We start from the raw sequence: 17205 nt of genomic DNA on the forward strand, positions 1-17205 counted from the left end.
CCGGGCCGCGTTTTTTTGTTGCGTGAGCGGCCGTCATGCTCGGGCTTGACCCCAGCATCTCGGGACATGGAGGCTCCAGCGGCCCCTCTTGCATGCATTTCTCGGGTCTCCGCTTCGCCTCGCCCGGGAATGACCGCCGCCCCACCTCTGCGCTCGGCCGATGGCATGCACGCATCAGCATCGATTGTCCGGCTTCATTGGAACTGCTACATAGTGGTCATGTCGCCGCGTGTGCATCAGTTCCAGCGCTTCTGCGCCGTGCAGGGAGAGGGCCATCTGCCGCCCCTGCCGACGACGCAGGATTTCGTCGCGCTGCATGACCATGCCCGCCTGCCCTGGCGCTTCTTCGGCCGCTTCACGGCCTCCATCGCCGCAGGCCTTACCGGCGCCTGAGACCGGCCGCCCGAGAGCGGCCGGCGACAGGCGAACCGTTTTTGCGAGTCGGCCTCGAGCGCCGGCTTAATCGTTCCCAAGACAGTTCAGAAGACCGAGGCTTCACGCCATGACTGCCAACAACGGCCCCCGCACGCTCTATGACAAGATCTTCGACGACCACGTCGTCGACCGGCAGGACGACGGCACCTGCCTGCTCTACATCGACCGCCACCTCGTCCATGAGGTGACGAGCCCGCAGGCTTTCGAGGGCCTGCGCATGACCGGGCGCAAGGTCCGCGCACCGGAGAAGACGCTCGCCGTCGTCGATCACAACATCCCGACGACCGACCGCAGCAAGGGCATCGCGGAAGAGGAAAGCCGCATCCAGGTCGAGGCTCTGGCCAAGAACGCCAAGGAGTTTGGCGTCGAGTATTTCAACGAGCTCGACAGGCGCCAGGGCATCGTCCACATCGTCGGCCCCGAGCAGGGCTTCACCCTGCCCGGCACCACCATCGTCTGCGGCGACAGCCACACCTCGACCCACGGCGCCTTCGGCGCGCTGGCGCACGGCATCGGCACCTCGGAGGTCGAGCATGTGCTCGCCACCCAGACCCTGATCCAGAAGAAGGCGAAGAACCTGCTCGTCCAGGTGGACGGCACGCCTGCGCCCGGCGTCGGCGCCAAGGATATTACGCTCGCCATCATCGGCGAGACCGGCACCGCCGGCGGCACCGGCTCGGTGATCGAATATGCCGGCGAGGCCATCCGCGGCCTCAGCATGGAAGGCCGCATGACGGTCTGCAACATGTCGATCGAGGGCGGCGCCCGCGCCGGCATGGTCGCGCCCGACCAGAAGGCGTTCGACTACCTCAAGGGCCGGCCCAAGGCGCCGAAGGGCGCCGCCTGGGAGGCCGCCCTGCGCTACTGGGAGACGCTGTACTCCGACGAGGGTGCGCATTTCGACCGCATCGTCAGGCTGGACGCCGCCAACCTGCCGCCGATCGTCTCCTGGGGCACTTCGCCCGAGGACGTCATCTCGGTCACCGGCACAGTGCCGGATCCGGAGCTGATCGCGGACGAGGTCAAGCGTGCCTCGAAGAAGCGCGCGCTCGAATATATGGGGCTGACCGCCGGCACCAAGATGACCGAGATCCCGCTCGACGTGATCTGGATCGGCTCCTGCACCAATGGCCGCATCGAGGATCTGCGCACCGTCGCCCGGATCGTCGAGGGCAAGAAGATCCATGAGAGCCTCGACTACGGCATGATCGTCCCCGGCTCCGGCCTGGTGAAGCAGCAGGCGGAGCTGGAAGGTCTCGACAAGATCTTCCTCGCCGCCGGCTTCGAATGGCGCGAGCCCGGTTGCTCGATGTGCCTCGGCATGAACCCCGACCAGTTGAAGCCCGGCCAGCGCGCGGCCTCGACCTCGAACCGCAATTTCGAGGGTCGCCAGGGCTATCGCGGCCGCACCCACCTCGTCTCTCCGGCGATGGCCGCGGCGGCGGCGCTGACCGGCCATTTCGTCGACGTGCGCACGCTGGGCTGAGCGGCAACAGCGGGGAGGCCATCCATGTCGGACAATCCCCGCGAAGCCGCCCGCGCCGCCGAAGCGAAGGCGGCATTGCAACGGGTCAAGCGCGACAGCGAAAGCCTGCTCGGCTCCTCCATGGGCCGGGCGGCAGAGCACTTCTCGGCGGCGGACGCTCCCGAGGGTGACCGGATCGAGCTCTGGGGCAGGCGCATCGGCCGGTCCCTTTCGCTGCTCGGGGTCGTCGTGCTGACCTGGTGGCTCGGCCACCAGCTGAAGTTCTGGTGACGGATATGGACGCCATGGTGGCGAAAACGACGGAGATCGACTGGGACGGGGCCAAGGCTCCGTCGCTCGACGCTTTGGAGCTGCTGGCGCAGGCAGCATTCGACCGCCTGCCCGACGAGTTCCGCGCGCTCTGCTCGGACGTCATCTTCAACGTCACGGAGTTCCCGGAGGAGGACGTCCTGAAGGAGCTGGAGGCCGAGAGCCCCTTCGACCTGCTCGGCCTCTTCACCGGCGTCGGCCTGCCGCAGCAGGGCTACGCCCCGCAGACCGGCCAGATGCCCAACACCATCCACCTCTATCGCCGGCCGATCCTGGACTACTGGGCAGAGAACGACGAGAGCCTCGGCGCCATCGTCACCCATGTCATGGTCCATGAGATCGGTCACCATTTCGGCTTCTCCGACGAGGACATGGAAGCCATCGAACAGGCGGCCGGCTAGGCCGGCCCGAAGCAGCAAGGACGAGAACCATGCAGCCCTTCACCACCCTGACCTCCACCCCCGCCCCGATGAAGGTGGTCAATGTCGACACCGACATGATCATCCCCAAGCAGTATCTGAAGACGATCAAGCGCACCGGCCTCGGCACCGCGCTGTTCTCGGAGATGCGCTACAAGGAGGACGGTTCGGAGAACCCCGATTTCGTGCTGAACCAGCCGGCCTACCGCAAATCCGAGATCCTCGTCGCCGGCGACAATTTCGGCTGCGGCTCCTCGCGCGAGCATGCGCCCTGGGCGCTGCTCGACTTCGGCATCCGCTGCGTGATCTCCACGAGCTTCGCCGACATCTTCTACAACAACTGCTTCAAGAACGGCATCCTGCCGATCAAGGTCACGCCCGAGCAGCTCGACGCGCTGTTCGACGACGCCGCGCGCGGCTCCAACGCGACGCTGACCGTCAATCTCGAGAACCAGACCATCCAGGGCCCGGACGGCGGCACGATCACCTTCGAGATCGACCCCTTCCGCAAGCACTGCCTGCTGAACGGCCTCGACGACATCGGCCTGACGATGGAGAAGGGCGCGAAGATCGACGCCTTCGAGGACAAGCTGAAGCAGCGCGAATGGGCGTGAGCTGATCCGGCTACAGCTAGCAGCCCTCATCCTGAGGAGCCGCGTCAGCGGCGTCTCGAAGGACGGGGGCTGCGGAAAACCGGCTACCCAACCACCCCCTGCATCGGCTTGAGCTCGCCCGTTCCGGGAAACACCTTCTCCGCCAGAACCGGCCCCGAGAGCCCGAAGAGATCGGCCACCACGCCCTTGGCGACGGAGCGGATATCGGTCGTCGGCCGCAGGTCGCGGTTCTCATAGAGCTGCTCGGCCCTGAGCCCCGGCCAGTCGGCGATGACACGCCCGCCCCTGACCGCCCCGCCGACCAGGAAGGCGACCGTGCCAGTGCCGTGATCGGTGCCGGTGGTGCCATTGACCGCCGCCGTTCGCCCGAACTCGGTCACCACCATGACGACCGTGTCCTTCCAGACGGAGCTCAGCCCCTGCTCGAAGGTCGCGAGCGCACCGTCCAGCCCACCGAGCAGATTGGCGAGCCTGCCCTTGGCCCCGCCCTCATTGGCATGGGTGTCCCAGCCCTCGAAGGCGAGCGCGGCGATGCGCGGGCCGTCATCCGCGCCGACAAGGCTGGCTGCCCCCTCCGCGATGCGGCGCATGCCGTCCGCCGAATCTGGCCCCCCCCCGCCCATCTTGCCGTTCATGCCGCGCCGCTGCGCCAGGGCTTCCGTCTCGATCGCCTGCTGCAGCGCCACCGAAAGCCCCGGGTCGCGCTGGCCGTAGAGGTCCGACAGCCGCATCGTCAGGTCGACGCCCGCCCGCGCCATGCGCGGCGGCGCCCAGCCGAGCACCGGTGCCTCGCCGCGCACCACCAGAGGCGGCACCACGCCGACGCCGAGCACACCCTTGCGAGCGATGCCCTCGCCCGCCGGCAGGCTGGCGAGCAGACGATTGAGCCAGCCGCTCGCCGTTTGGCCCGGCCCGGCCTGGCCGCTCTCGAGCACATCCTGCCCGTCGAAATGCGAGCGCTCGCGATAGCCTGTGGCCGCCGCATGGACGATGGCCGCCTGACCGCCCCGGTAGAGCCGCGCCAGATTCGGCATCGCGGGATGCAGATAAAAGAAGCCGTCGAGCGGCAGGGCCGCATCGGGTCCGTCCTTGGCGAGTCCTATGCCCTCGCGCAGTCCCTCATAGGCCGGGTCCCCGATGGGCGGCACCGCCGAGAGCCCGTCGAGCGCGCCGCGCAAGACGACGATGAGGAACCGCGGATCGCGCGCGCCGGGCGCCGCATAGGCCGTCTTCGGCACGAAGGACCACGCGAAGAGCGCGCCGGCCGCACCGAGAACGGCGCGCCGCGACGGCGTCATCCGTTCGCAATCGTCGTCGTCGCGATGATCCATGGCTTCACCTCCGCTGGAATTCGGGGGACATCAGCATCAGCGCGATCGCCTGAGGCTTGCTCTCTGCCCGCGCCACCGCCTGCCTGGTCTCAGGGGACAGAAGCGGGCCGAGGATGTCATCGGTCAGGCGGCGCGGGTCGGGCGCCGCATTCGCCGCCTGCCGCCCCCAGCCGGCTGCCACGTCGATGCGGGTCTTGATGCCCTCGGCCGAGGCCCAGACGGCGTTCGTATCGGCATAGCCGTTCGGCCCCGAGGGCTGCCAGAAAGGCTGCCCCATCGCGCCGAGCGGGCCGAGGATCTGGCCGAAATTCGGCTGAATGCCGGTCGCCCGATAGGCGGCGAGCATGAACTCCTGCGGCGAGCGCAGCTTGGTCGCCGGCGCCTTCCAGGCCTCGTCGCTGGCGATCAAGGCGCGATAGACGGCAGGCAGGTCTCCCCCGCTGTCGCGGAACGTGGCGCTGAGCAGATCGACCAGCTTCGCTGGCGGATCGTCGGCCACGAAATAGCGAACGAGCTTGGTCGCAATGAAGCGGGCGGTCGAAGGATGGCGGGCGAGATCGATCAGCGCCGCGACGCCCTGCGCGCGCCCGGGCTGATCGTAGCGCCGTCCGAGCAGAGGCGTGACGCCGGGCTCGTGCAGCCCGGCGTTGAAGGCGAAGGAGCCCGGAAAGCCGAGCACCGCCTCGCGCCCCACAACGGTCCAGCCGGTGATGATGCGGGCGAGATTGGTGACGTCCGCCTGCGTGTAGCCGCCCGAGACTCCGAGCGTGTGCAATTCCAGAATCTCGCGGGCGAGGTTCTCGTTGAGCCCGCGCCCGCGGCGGCGGCCCGCGGACGAATTCGGGCCGATCGATAGCCGGTTGTCGAGAAAGTCGAGCATCGCCGGGTGGCTCTCGGCCGCGATCAGCATGTCCTCGAAGCGGCCGAAGACATGCGGGCGGATCGCCTCGCGCTCATAGGCGCCAGCCATGATCCGGCAGATATTGCTCTTGGTCGCCCCGATGCAGAAATGGTTCGACCAGAACATCGTCAGCCGCTCACTGAGGCCTGTATCGGCCGTGAGCGCCAGATCGACCCGCGCCTTCACCTCGTCGCGATAGGTCCGGAAGGGCAGCTCCGGCTCGTTTGGCGCCGGCTTGGGGGTTTCGGCCATCTGGTTCTGCGGCGCCGAAGCCGTGGCCTTGCCATCTGCGGGCATGGCGTTGGCAAGCTGCATGCTGGGCTGCGCCGCGGCGGGTCGCTTCGTTTCCCGCTCCAGTTTGACCTTGTCCTCGAACGCATAGAGCGCCCGCCCGATCTCGGCTGCACCGGAATAGGCCACTCCGGCAGGCTGCGCCGGCGGCCCGGCCGCGATCTCGGCCAGCATCCTGTCTCGTGCCTCGGCCCGGATCGCGTCGCTCTGCCCGAGTGCGAAGCCTAGTCCGAAACGCTGAAGGCCAACGGAACCGGCACGCATATCGCCTGGGGTCGCCATCGCATAGTTCCGTTCGCCAGTAGTCGCCTATGGCAGTGAGGCGCATGAAAATGGCGAAAGAGCGGAGCGTTCGTCAACGCAGGCGCCGGCGACGATGGTCGGCCAGTACCGCCATGGCGGCATTGCGCCCCGGCGCACCGGTGACGCCCCCGCCAGGATGCGCGCCCGAACCGCAGAGATAGAGCCCCGGCACCGGCATGCGATAATCGCCATGGCCGAGCACCGGCCGCGCCGAGAAGAGCTGGTCCAGCGTCAGGCGGCCGTGGAAGATGTCACCGCCGACGAGCCCGAAGCGCGCCTCCAGATCGGCCGGGCCGAGCGCCAGCCGCCCGATCACCGAGGCCCGGAAGCCCGGCGCATGGCGCTCGACTGTGTCGATCATCAGATCGGCAACCGTCTCGCGGCATGCCTCCCAATCCAGCCCCTCCGGAAGCACGGGCGCGACATGCTGGCAGAACAGGCTCGCGACATGCCGGCCGGGCGGCGCGAGCGTATCGTCAAGCGTCGAGGGGATCAGCATCTCGACGATCGGCTCCTGCGACCAGCCTGCGAGCCGCGCCTGCGCATGCGCCCGGTCCATATAGGCCAGGCTCGGCGCGATGATGATGCCGCTGGTGAGATGGTCGCCGGCTTCTGGCAAGCTCGTGAAGCGCGGAAGCTCCGAGAGCGCGACATTCATGCGGAACGTCGCCGAGCCCGACGCGTAGCGCCCCATGCGCTCGCGGAAATCCGCCGGCACCACGGCCGGATCGACCTTCCCGAACAGCAGGCGCGGGTGCAGGTTGGAGACCACGGCCCTGGCTCGCACGACGTCGCCAGCCTCCGTCACGGCCCCGACAGCGCGCCCGCCTTGGGTCAGCACCTCCGCGACCGGCGCCTCCAGCCGGACGTTGACGCCCGCCTCGGCGCAGGCCTTGGCCATGGCCTGCGTGATCGCGCCCATGCCGCCGATGGCATGGCCCCAGGCGCCCCTGTTCCCGTTCACTTCACCGAAGACATGGTGCAGCAGCACATAGGCCGAACCCGGCGTATAGGGACTGGCATAGTTGCCGACGACGGAATCGAAGCCGAACAGCGCCTTGATCGGCGCGCTCTCGAACCAGCCGTCGAGCCAGTCCCCGGCTGATTTGGTGAAGAGGTCGAGCACGTCCCGCCGCGCGGTGGTGTCGAGCCCGCTGATCCGCCGTCCGATCTTGCCCGCGGCGAGGAGCTCCGGCAATGCGGCGAGCCAGCCGCCTTCGCCGACATTCGGCGGCGCCTGCAGCACGAGATCGCGCAGCACCGCTGCGACGGCCTCCAGCCGGGCCTCATAGGCCGGCAGCCTCTCGGCGTCAGTGGCTGAGAACTTCGCGACCTCGGCCTGGGTCCGTCCGGCCCCGGCAGCGAGGTAGCCTCCCTCCGGCAGCGGCATGAAGTTCGAGAGCCGGCGCTCGACGATCCGCAACCCATGCCGCGCGAGTTCCATCTCGCGGATGATCTCGGGACGCAGCAGGCTGACCGTGTAGCTTGCGGTCGAGTTGCGGAAGCCCGGGTGGAACTCCTCCGTCACCGCCGCGCCGCCGACGACCCCGCGGCGCTCCAGCACCGTGACCTTCAGCCCCGCCTTCGCAAGATACCAGGCGCAGACCAGACCGTTATGCCCGGCTCCGAGAATGACGATGTCGGTTTCGCTGGTCGGCATTCCCCGGCCTTCTCCTCACATCACCACCGTGATCGTCTCCGCCGCGCGTGTCAGCCCGGTATAGAGCCAGCGCGCGCGATGCTCGCGGAAAGCGAAGCTTTCGTCGAAGAGCACGACGTCGTCCCATTGCGAGCCTTGCGATTTGTGCACCGTCAGGGCGTAGCCGAAGGTGAATTCGTCGGTGTGCTTGCGCAGTTCCCAAGGCACCTCGTCCTCGGTCCCGTCGAAGAAATTAGGCATCACCGAAACCTTCACTGCCTTGGCGCCGGTGTCGTCCTCCGGCGTCACGCGCATGGTGACGAGGCCTTTCTTCGAGGTCTTGATCTCCTGCACGATCCAGGAACCGCCATTGAGCAGGCCCTTGCTCTTGTCGTTGCGCAGGCAGACCAGCTTCTCGCCGGCGACCGGGTTGATCTCGGTGCGGCCCATCAGCTGGCGGATGCGGGCGTTGTAGTTGCGCCGTGTCTTGTTCATGCCGACCAGCACCTGGTCGGCCCCCATGACGATCTCGGGATTGATGTCCTCGCGCCGGATCACGCGGCTCGGACCATAATCGCCATAGTCGAGCCGGCCGCCTTCGCGCACGATCATCGACATCCGCACGATCGGGTTGTCCGCGGCTTGGCGGTGGACCTCGGTCAGCATCACGTCCGGCTCCTGCTCGGTGAAGAAGCCGCCGCCCTTCACCGGGGGGAGCTGCGCCGGATCACCCAGCACCAGAACGGGCGTACCGAAGGAGAGCAGATCCCGCCCCAGTTCCTCATCGACCATCGAGCACTCGTCGATGATGATCAGCTTCGCCTTGGCCGCCGCGCTCTCGCGATTGATCGAGAAGACCGGGCTCTCCTCCTCGACGCCGCGCGAGCGATAGATCAGCGAGTGGATGGTCTGCGCGCCATGGCAGCCCTTGTTGCGCAGCACCAGCGCGGCCTTGCCCGTATAGGCGGCGAAGACGACCTCGCCATCGACAGCCTCGGCGATATGGCGCGCGAGCGTCGTCTTGCCGGTGCCGGCATAGCCGAACATGCGAAAGAGCTGCGGCTCGCCGGCCTGCAGCCAGCGCGCCACGGCGGTCAGCGCCGCATCCTGCTGGGGCGACCAGCTCATCGTCAGGGTCTCGCGAAGAATGGCATCGCGCAGATGGGGCAGAGTCGCGCGCGGAAGGCAAGCGCCGTAAGGCAGAGTTCCGTCAGGCCGCTCGCAGACGCTGCACGAAAGCTCCGGCTTCAGCCTGCAGGGCGTTGATCCGCTGGTCGAGCTCGCGGGCGCTGGTGGCCTTCGTCTCGGCCTGCTCAACGGTCTGCATATTGGCCTGCGCGATCTCGCCCATCGCGACCGCAGCCGTCCCAGTGATGTCGGAGATGCGCGCCACCGTGTCGCCGAGCGAACCCAGCAGCTCAACATGCGAGCCGACCATGATCGCGATCTCGGTGCCGGTCTGCTCGACGGCGGCGACACTGGCGCCGATGGCGGAGACCGCTTCGGCTGCATGCGACAGTGCCTCGTCCGCTTGCGCGATCCGGCCGACAATGCGCGAGGCCGCCTCGCCCGCCTGGTTGGCGAGCGTCTTCACCTCGGCAGCTACCACGGCGAAGCCTCGGCCATGCGCTCCGGCACGCGCGGCCTCGATCGTCGCGTTGAGGGCGAGCAGGTTGGTCTGGCGCGCCACCGCCTCGATGATGCCGACGACATCGCGGATCTGCGCCGCGTTCTCGGTCAGGCGCCTGACGAGGTCATGCGTGCCGGCCGCTTCCCGTGTTGCCGCCGAAGCCGTCTCCGAGACGCGCCGCACCTCGCCATTGATCTGAAGGATGACCTCCTCCATGCGCGAGGCCGCCTCGCTGCTTCGATGCGCCTCGGCGCCGGCTCCCTCGACGGACGCCGCTGCGATCTCGGTGCTCTTCGAAACCTGGTGGAACCTCACCGCCGAGTCCTGGAGCGCGAGGCGCAGCACCTCGCTGGCCTGGCCGATCTCGCCGAGCAGCACTCCGAGGCGGGCCTCGAACTCGTCGGCGATGCGCTCCAGCTCGTCGCTGCGCGACTGCTGCAGGCGGCGCGCATCCCCCGCCTCCGCCTCGCGTGTCACCAGCGTCGCGCGCACCTCGTTGAGCTCCTGGACGACGCGGGCGAGCTGCCCGATCTCGTCGGCGCGTCCGCTATGGGGAACCGCGATGACCTCGTTGGAGGAGGTCGTCCGCCGGATCGCCTCCATCAGATCCCGCAACGGCCGCGTCAATTGGCTGCGCAGCATCAGCAGGGCCGCGAGCCCGCCGCCGAGCGGCAGCAGCAGGGCGAACAGCATGGTGCGCAGCCGGATGGCCTCAGCGCGCTCGCTGGCGCGGCCGGTGGTCCTGGCCGCAAGCCGCGCGAGCTCGTCCCGCAAGGCCGCGGTTGTCACGATAATCTGCTCGACATTGACATGCGCCTCGTCCGCTCCGGCTTCGAGCAGCGCAGCCTTGGCCGAGACACGTCGGCCGATTTCGACGATGCCGCGCTGGAAATCGAGGAACGTCCGGATGCGCGCTTCGAGAGTTGGATTGGCCTCGCGCAGATTCTCCGGCAGCGAGGACATCAGATAAATTCGTGCCGCATCGACGCGCTCGATCGAGGCGTCGAGCCTGCCGAGCATCGCCTCGACCTCCCGCGTCGGAGCATCCGGGTCGATGCGGCTGAGCAGGGCCGTGGAGGCGACGCGGCTGGAGAGAAGCGAGGCACTGCTGGCAAGTCCGAGCGCGGAGAAGGCGGATGCATCGATGGCGCGCGCCTCGTCGAAGCCCCTTAGCGCACTGGCGAGTCCAAGCGCCCCTGCAAGACCGAGGAGTGCGAAGAACAACATGATCTTCGCCGTCAGTCCCAGTCGCCGCATCATAATCACCGTTCGATAGCCCGCGCCCTTCTTGCAGGTGCGAGCGAACAGGAGGTTAACGCCCGCACGGCATGCCGTAACAATTTCAGCAGCTTAGCCGGTTATGAACAGGCTCCTCGCCCTGGTGCGCCACACCGCCGCATGACGCGCCCGACTGCGATTGCCCGGCGCCGAACGGCAGCCTAGCTTGGCGGCATGAAGCCCCGAGCCATCCGGATTCTCCTGTTCTGCCTCTGCCTTGTGCTGGCGGGCTATGCGGCATTTGCCCTGTCGCCCTGGCCATCGGCCATGCTGATCCGCCTCGCCTTCGGCTACGGGGCGGCGAAGACCACCGCAGCGCTCGCCCCGCATGTCCCCGCCGGCATTCGCGAGCAGCGCGAGATTGCCTATGGCAGCGCCCCCGAGGAGCGGCTCGATATCTACCTGCCGCAGGGAGGGCCGCAGCCGGGCAAGCCCACCATCGTCTGGATCCATGGCGGCGGCTTCGTCGCCGGCGACAAGCAGGACGTGGCGCCTTACCTCAAGATCCTGGCCGGGCGCGGCTACCCCACCGTCGCGATCGGCTATGCGCGCGCGCCGGACGCCCTCTATCCCGGCCCGGTCATGCAGGCGAACGCCGCGCTCGGCTTCCTGCAACGGGAAGGCCGGCGCCTCGGCCTCGACCCGGACCGCATCGTGCTCGCCGGCGATTCGGCCGGCGCGCATATCGCCGCCCAGCTCGCGGCCGGCCTCACCGGCGTGGACTATGCGGCGCTCATCGGCCTGAAGCCATCGGTCGCGCCCGCCGCGCTGAAGGGCATCGTGCTGTTCTGCGGGCCGTTCGATCCCACGGCCGTGGAGATGACCGGCCCCTTCGGCGGGGTCGCCCGCGCCGTGCTCTTCGGCTATTTCGGCACGGCCAATCCGCTGGAGAACGAGCGGATCACCGAGGCAGCCATCCCACGCTACGTGACGGAGGCCTTTCCGCCGAGCTTCATCTCGGTCGGCAACGGCGATCCGCTCGCGCCGCAATCGGTGGTGATGGCGCAGGCGCTGCGAGATCGCGGCGTCAGGGTCGACACGCTGTTCTTCCCGCCAGAGCACGAGCCGAAGCTCGCGCACGAATACCAGTTCGATCTCGACAGCTCCCCGGGACGCGAGGCGCTCGAAAGGCTGACGGCCTTCCTCGCCAAGGTCGCGCATTAGGCGGGTCGGCGCCGGGATCGGCGCCGCAACCTGGGGATGGCCCGGCACAACGACGCGCAACCCATGGAACGCTTATTGCATCTCTTTACGTGGCGTTCCTGCTCAGGAACGCAACGCGCCGACATGAATTTTGCTGCGAGAACTGGATAGCATCGAACGATAAAAGCCCAGAACAGGAGCTCTCATGGTGAACAATTTTTTCATCGCCAGAGATTTCGACTGGGAGGTGAGGCGATCATCTCACCTCGATCGTGCGCTTAATGTCATAGCTAGGCGGCTCGGGACCCAAATCTATACAGCCCCGATCATCGACAGGTTGATTCTGACCCTCACCGGCTTCAGATTATCCGCCACATGGTCAGGCTCTTCGACAAATCTCGAGCAGAGAATCAATATCTATCATCTCGTCAGCCAGGTTTTGGCTTATGAGGTTGAAGGCGATCTGGTTGAAGTCGGCTGCAATGAAGGCCAGTCTTCAATCCTGATCCGGACTGTGATGAACGACTTCAAGTTGCAGAAAGCGTTTCACGTCTACGACAGTTTCTCGGGGTTGCCCGATACTCGCGCCGAGGACGGCACGTCCTACAAGGCCGGCGATCTGGCGGTATCGGAAGCGGCTTTCCGAAAGAATTTCGCCGATCGCGGCCTGTCGATCCCGGTGATCCACAAGGGTTGGTTCTCGGATACGCTGCCGACCGGGCTTCCTGACAGGATCTGCTTCGCCTATCTGGACGGCGATCTTTACGATTCGATCATGGTCAGCCTGGAGCACGCTTATCCAAGGCTGTCGAAGGGGGCGATCTGCCTGATCGACGACTATTGCGACACAGCCGTCGATCCGCATGGCTGGAACGAGCTGCCCGGCGTCAAGAAGGCCTGCGACGACTTCCTGGCCGATAAGCCGGAGAAGATCTGCTACCTCTACTCAGGCTCCTATACGCACGGCTTCTTCCGTAAGCTTTAGCGGATCGATGAAAAGGACGAGAGTGCTCGCCAAGGGAGCGAGCACTCAGACGGTAACGGCCGACCGCCTCAGCCCTTGGGCTTGCCGTAGCCGCCCGCCGTCGGTGTGATCACCGTCACCGCCTCGCCCGCCTGCAGCAGGGTCTGGTCGGAGGGCTTGAGTTCCTCGACAGCTCCGGAGAGGCGCCTCACCAGCGTCCGCCCGAGCTCGCCCGGCTCGCCGCCCTTGACGCCAAAGGGGCGCACACGGCGATGCGAGGCGAGGATCGCGCAGTCCATCGTCTTGAGGAAGCGGATGGTCCGGCTGGTGCCGTCACCGGCGCTCCACTCGCCCTTGCCACCGGACCCGAGACGGATGTGGAAATCCTCCAGCACGACCGGAAAGCGCGTCTCCAGGATCTCGGGATCGGTGAGTCGCGAGTTCGTCATGTGGACATGGACGCCCGAGGTGCCGTTGAAGCCGGGGCCCGCCGGCGAACCGGAGCAGATCGTCTCGTAGTACTGGTACTCGTCGTTGCCGAAGGTGAGGTTGTTCATCGTGCCCTGCGAGCACGCCATCGCCTCCAGCGCGCCGAACAGCGTGTTCGTCACCGCCTGGCTGACCTCGACATTGCCCGCCACGACCGCGGCCGGATAGCGCGGGCTGAGCATCGAGCCGTCCGGCACCACGATCCTGATCGGCCTCAGGCACCCCGCATTCATCGGGATCGCGTCGTCGACCATGACGCGGAAGACATAGAGCACGGCGGCGCGCGTGACGGGCGCCGGCGCGTTGAAATTGTCCGGTCGCTGCTCGGAGGTGCCAGTGAAATCGACCGTCGCTTCGCGCTTCTCGCGGTCGACGGTGATCTTCACCTTGATCGCGCAGCCCTGGTCCATCGGATAGGTGAATTCGCAGTCGTGGAGCTTGGCGAGCAGACGCGCCACGCTCTCGGCCGCGTTGTCCTGCACATGGCCCATATAGGCCTGCACGACATCGAGCCCGAAGGAGCGGATCATCTTGCGCAGCTCCGCCACGCCCTTCTCGTTGGCAGCGATCTGCGCCTTCAGGTCGTTGACGTTCTGCACGACGTTGCGCACCGGATAGCGCGCGCCGGTCAGCACCTTGACCAGCTCCTCCTCGCAGAAGCGGCCCTGATCGACGATCTTGAAGTTGTCGATATAGACGCCTTCTTCCTCGATATTCGTCGCCAGCGGCGACATCGAGCCCGGCGCCGTGCCGCCGACATCGGCGTGGTGTCCGCGGCTAGCCACCCAGAACAGGATCTCCTTGTCCCGGTCGTCAAAGACCGGCGTGCAGACCGTGATGTCCGGCAGATGCGTGCCGCCATTGTAAGGTGCGTTCAGCGTGTAGACGTCGCCCGGCTTGATCACCGGGTTGTTGGCGATCACGGTCTCGACCGAACGGTCCATCGAGCCCAGATGCACCGGCATATGCGGCGCATTGGCGACGAGCGCGCCGGTCTGGTCGAAGACGGCGCAGGAGAAGTCGAGCCGCTCCTTGATGTTCACCGAATAGGCGGTGTTCTGCAGTGTCACGCCCATCTGCTCGGCGATCGACATGAACAGGTTGTTGAAGATCTCGAGCATCACCGGGTCGGCCTTGGTGCCGATCGCCGCCTGCTGGACCAGCGCCTTGACGCGCACCAGGACGAGATGGTCCTTCGGCGTCAGCTTCGCGCTCCAGCCTTCCTCGACCACGACGGTCTGGTTCGGCTCAATGATGATGGCAGGTCCCGCGACGCTCTGGCCGGGCTTGATCGCCTCGCGCCTGACGACGGCGGCATCGTGCCATTGCCCCTTCGAGAACAGCCGCGTGCGCTCAGCGACCTTGGGCTCGCCCGCCAATTCGGCGGCGGAGGCCTCCTCGAACTTCGCGCCACCGCCGACCGCCTCGACCTCGACAGCCTCGACCACCAGCGCCTTGGTCTCGTCCATGAAGCCGAAGCGCGCCTTGTGCGCCGTCTGGAAGGCGCTCTTCATGGCCTGCGCCTCACCGGCCGGGATCGCGATGGCCGTGTCTGTGCCGGCATAGCGGATATGGGCGCGCACATGGATGGCGATGTCGCCCTCGGCCACGCCCTGGCCAGCGACCTCGGCGCGGGTCTCGGCTCCGAGCCTCCCGGCCACCGCGTCGATCGCCGCCTTGACCTTGTCGTCGAGCGCGACATCGAGGGCCGCGGTGCGTGTCGAGCGGATCTCGGCGAGGCCCATGCCATAAGCCGAGAGCAGGCCCGAGAAGGGGTGCAGCAGCACCGTCTTGATCCCGAGCGCATCGGCCACGAGGCAGGCATGCTGGCCGCCGGCGCCGCCGAAGGAGTTCAGCGCATAGCGGGTGATGTCGTAGCCGCGCTGGACGGAGATCTTCTTGATCGCCTCGGCCATGTTGGCCACCGCGATCTGGATGAAGCCGTCCGCGACCTCCTCGGCCGAGCGGCCGTCGCCGACCTCGGCGGCAAGCGTCGCGAACTTCGCCCGCACAGCCTCGACATCGAGCGGCTGGTCCTGCCCTGGCCCGAAGATGGCCGGGAAATAGGCAGGGATCAGCTTGCCGACCATGACGTTCGCATCCGTCACCGCCAGCGGCCCGCCGCGGCGATAGGCGGCAGGGCCTGGATTCGCCCCGGCGGAATCCGGGCCGACGCGGAAGCGAGAGCCGTCGAAATGGAGGATCGAGCCGCCACCGGCCGCAACCGTGTGGATCAGCATCATCGGCGCGCGCATGCGCACGCCGGCGACCTCCGTCTCGAAGGCCCGCTCATATTCGCCGTCGAAATGGGCAACGTCCGTCGAGGTGCCGCCCATGTCGAAGCCGATCACCTTGTCGAAGCCGGCCGAACGGCCGGTCTCGGCGAGGCCGACGACGCCGCCGGCGGGGCCGGACAGGATCGCATCCTTGCCTTGGAACAGCTCGGCGGCCGTGAGCCCGCCCGAGGACATCATGAACATCAGCCGCGCGCCGGTGCGGGCGATGTCGAGTTCGTCGGAAACCTGCTTCACATAGCGGGCGAGGATGGGCGAGAGATACGCATCGACCACGGCCGTGTCGCCGCGCCCGACCAGCTTCACCAGCGGCGAGACCTCATGGCTGACGGAAACCTGCGGGAAGCCGATGTCGCGCGCGATCCGGGCCGCGACCTGCTCATGGGCCGGGTAGCGATAGCCGTGCATGAAGACGATGGCGAGCGCGCGGAAGCCGGCATCGTACTGCGCCTGCAGCGCCTTGCGGATCGCCGCTGCGTCAGGCTCACGCTCGACCGCGCCGTCGGCCAGCACCCGCTCCTCGATCTCGACGACATCCTCGTAGAGCTGCTCGGGCTTGATGATCTCCTTGGCGAAGATGTCCGGCCGCGCCTGGTAGCCGATGCGCAGCGCGTCGCGGAAACCCTTGGTCGTGACCAGCAGCGTGCGGTCGCCCTTGCGCTCCAGCAGCGCATTGGTGGCCACGGTCGTGCCCATGCGGACCTCGCCGATGGTGGCGGCCGGAATGGCCTCCCCGGCCTTCAGCCCGATCAGGTCGCGGATGCCCTGAACCGCGGCGTCGCGATAGGCGCCCGGATTCTCGGAAAGCAGCTTTCTGGCATGAAGCTTGCCAGCCGGCTCGCGGCCGATCACGTCGGTAAATGTGCCGCCGCGATCGATCCAGAAGTCCCAATGCGCCGACATGGAAGCCCCTCCTCCGTCCGCCCCTGGGTCGGAGCGATCTACGTTGACGTTTCATCGATAAATCGTCGATGACTTATTGACAAGCCGGTTTCGCCGGCTACGATCTCGATTGTGGCTGGAACATGGCTGAGGGGCCGGGCCAGCTTGAGGCGGAGGATGCAAGAATGCGAGCTCTCCTGACAACCGGGTGCACCGGCGCCGCAGACCTGTGGGAAGGGCGCATCTCATGATCCGCCGCGCACTAGACGCCCTCTATCTCTGGGCCGGCTATGCCGCTGGCTGCTTCCTGGTGGTCATCTTCGTGCTGATGATGAGCTTGTCGCTCGGGCGCGAGATCGGCCTCAACATCCCCTCCGGCGACGACTTCGCCTCCTGGTGCATGGCGGCGATGGCGTTCCTCGGGCTCGCCCATACCTTCAAGTCCGGCGACATGATCCGGGTCGGCCTGCTGATCGACCGGTTCAAGGGCAAGACGCGCTGGTGCTTCGAGGTCTTTTCGCTGGTGCTCGGCCTGGGCTTCGTCGGCTTCTTCGCCTGGCACGCCGTGATCATGACCTGGCAGTCCTATGAGTTCAACGACATCGCCGGCGGCGTCGTCGCGATGCCGATGTGGATTCCGCAGCTCGGCTATTCCGGCGGCCTTGTGATCCTGTTCATCGCCTTCGCCGACGAGTTCGTTCACGTCGTGCTGCGCCGGCAGGAGCCGCGCTACGAGAAGCCGCCCGCGCAGTCCGACGAGGAAATCGTCGAGCGCGCCATGGCGAGCGGGGTTTGAC

At 67.1% G+C, this 17205-nt stretch carries 14 protein-coding genes; 8 read left to right on the top strand and 6 right to left on the bottom strand.

Translation table 11 applies throughout. The features are described 5' to 3' along the window. Window positions 1-219: 219 nt before the first annotated feature. From BoBH3_RS15335 to leuD, 5 genes are all read left to right on the top strand, one after another. Complete coding sequence (locus BoBH3_RS15335) at window positions 220-393, top strand: hypothetical protein (RefSeq protein WP_262331682.1); 174 nt, start codon at window positions 220-222, stop codon at window positions 391-393. A gap of 109 nt (window positions 394-502) precedes the next feature. Continuing rightward, the gene (gene leuC, locus BoBH3_RS15340) at window positions 503-1921 is read left to right on the top strand and encodes a 3-isopropylmalate dehydratase large subunit (RefSeq protein ID WP_262331683.1); all 1419 of its coding nucleotides are present in this window, start codon (window positions 503-505) and stop codon (window positions 1919-1921) included. Window positions 1922-1945: 24 nt separating this feature from the next. Further along, window positions 1946-2191: a hypothetical protein gene (locus tag BoBH3_RS15345; protein ID WP_262331684.1), complete on the top strand. Its 246-nt coding sequence runs from the start codon at window positions 1946-1948 to the stop codon at window positions 2189-2191. 14 nt (window positions 2192-2205) lie between these two features. Continuing rightward, window positions 2206-2631, top strand: a complete 426-nt coding sequence (locus tag BoBH3_RS15350; RefSeq protein ID WP_262331685.1) for a metallopeptidase family protein — start codon at window positions 2206-2208, stop codon at window positions 2629-2631. A 29-nt stretch (window positions 2632-2660) separates the two neighbouring features. Further along, window positions 2661-3263 (top strand): 3-isopropylmalate dehydratase small subunit, encoded by a 603-nt coding sequence (leuD, locus tag BoBH3_RS15355; RefSeq protein WP_262331686.1) that lies wholly within the window; start codon window positions 2661-2663, stop codon window positions 3261-3263. 83 nt (window positions 3264-3346) lie between these two features. Here the strand turns inward: leuD and BoBH3_RS15360 are convergent, their stop codons facing one another. From BoBH3_RS15360 to BoBH3_RS15380, 5 genes are all read right to left on the bottom strand, one after another. Beyond that, window positions 3347-4594: a DUF1501 domain-containing protein gene (locus BoBH3_RS15360; protein WP_262331687.1), complete on the bottom strand. Its 1248-nt coding sequence runs from the start codon at window positions 4592-4594 to the stop codon at window positions 3347-3349. 4 nt (window positions 4595-4598) lie between these two features. Then, the gene (locus BoBH3_RS15365) at window positions 4599-6068 is read right to left on the bottom strand and encodes a DUF1800 domain-containing protein (protein WP_262331688.1); all 1470 of its coding nucleotides are present in this window, start codon (window positions 6066-6068) and stop codon (window positions 4599-4601) included. Between the two features lie 73 nt (window positions 6069-6141). After that, window positions 6142-7749: a phytoene desaturase family protein gene (locus BoBH3_RS15370; RefSeq protein ID WP_262331689.1), complete on the bottom strand. Its 1608-nt coding sequence runs from the start codon at window positions 7747-7749 to the stop codon at window positions 6142-6144. Between the two features lie 15 nt (window positions 7750-7764). Next, complete coding sequence (locus BoBH3_RS15375) at window positions 7765-8856, bottom strand: ATP-dependent DNA helicase (protein ID WP_262331690.1); 1092 nt, start codon at window positions 8854-8856, stop codon at window positions 7765-7767. Between the two features lie 82 nt (window positions 8857-8938). Next, complete coding sequence (locus BoBH3_RS15380; protein ID WP_262331691.1) at window positions 8939-10585, bottom strand: methyl-accepting chemotaxis protein; 1647 nt, start codon at window positions 10583-10585, stop codon at window positions 8939-8941. Window positions 10586-10810: 225 nt separating this feature from the next. Here BoBH3_RS15380 and BoBH3_RS15385 point away from each other — a divergent pair, with 225 nt between their 5' ends. Together BoBH3_RS15385 and BoBH3_RS15390 are read left to right on the top strand one after the other, a co-directional pair. Next, a complete protein-coding gene (locus tag BoBH3_RS15385; protein ID WP_262331692.1) occupies window positions 10811-11800 on the top strand; it encodes an alpha/beta hydrolase in 990 nt (329 codons plus the stop codon). A 184-nt stretch (window positions 11801-11984) separates the two neighbouring features. Further along, entirely contained in the window at window positions 11985-12764 is a 780-nt protein-coding gene (locus tag BoBH3_RS15390) for a TylF/MycF/NovP-related O-methyltransferase (RefSeq protein ID WP_262331693.1), read from the top strand. A gap of 68 nt (window positions 12765-12832) precedes the next feature. On the opposite strand, the gene BoBH3_RS15395 is transcribed toward BoBH3_RS15390, so the two are convergent. Then, a complete protein-coding gene (locus BoBH3_RS15395) occupies window positions 12833-16429 on the bottom strand; it encodes a hydantoinase B/oxoprolinase family protein (RefSeq protein ID WP_262331694.1) in 3597 nt (1198 codons plus the stop codon). 226 nt (window positions 16430-16655) lie between these two features. Between BoBH3_RS15395 and BoBH3_RS15400 the strand changes: the two genes are divergently transcribed. Then, complete coding sequence (locus tag BoBH3_RS15400) at window positions 16656-17204, top strand: TRAP transporter small permease (RefSeq protein ID WP_262331695.1); 549 nt, start codon at window positions 16656-16658, stop codon at window positions 17202-17204. The last annotated feature ends 1 nt before the right edge of the window (window position 17205 follow it).

Origin of the sequence: Allobosea sp. BH3 (genome assembly GCF_025499465.1) — a bacterium.
In the GTDB taxonomy this organism is placed as follows: domain Bacteria; phylum Pseudomonadota; class Alphaproteobacteria; order Rhizobiales; family Beijerinckiaceae; genus Allobosea.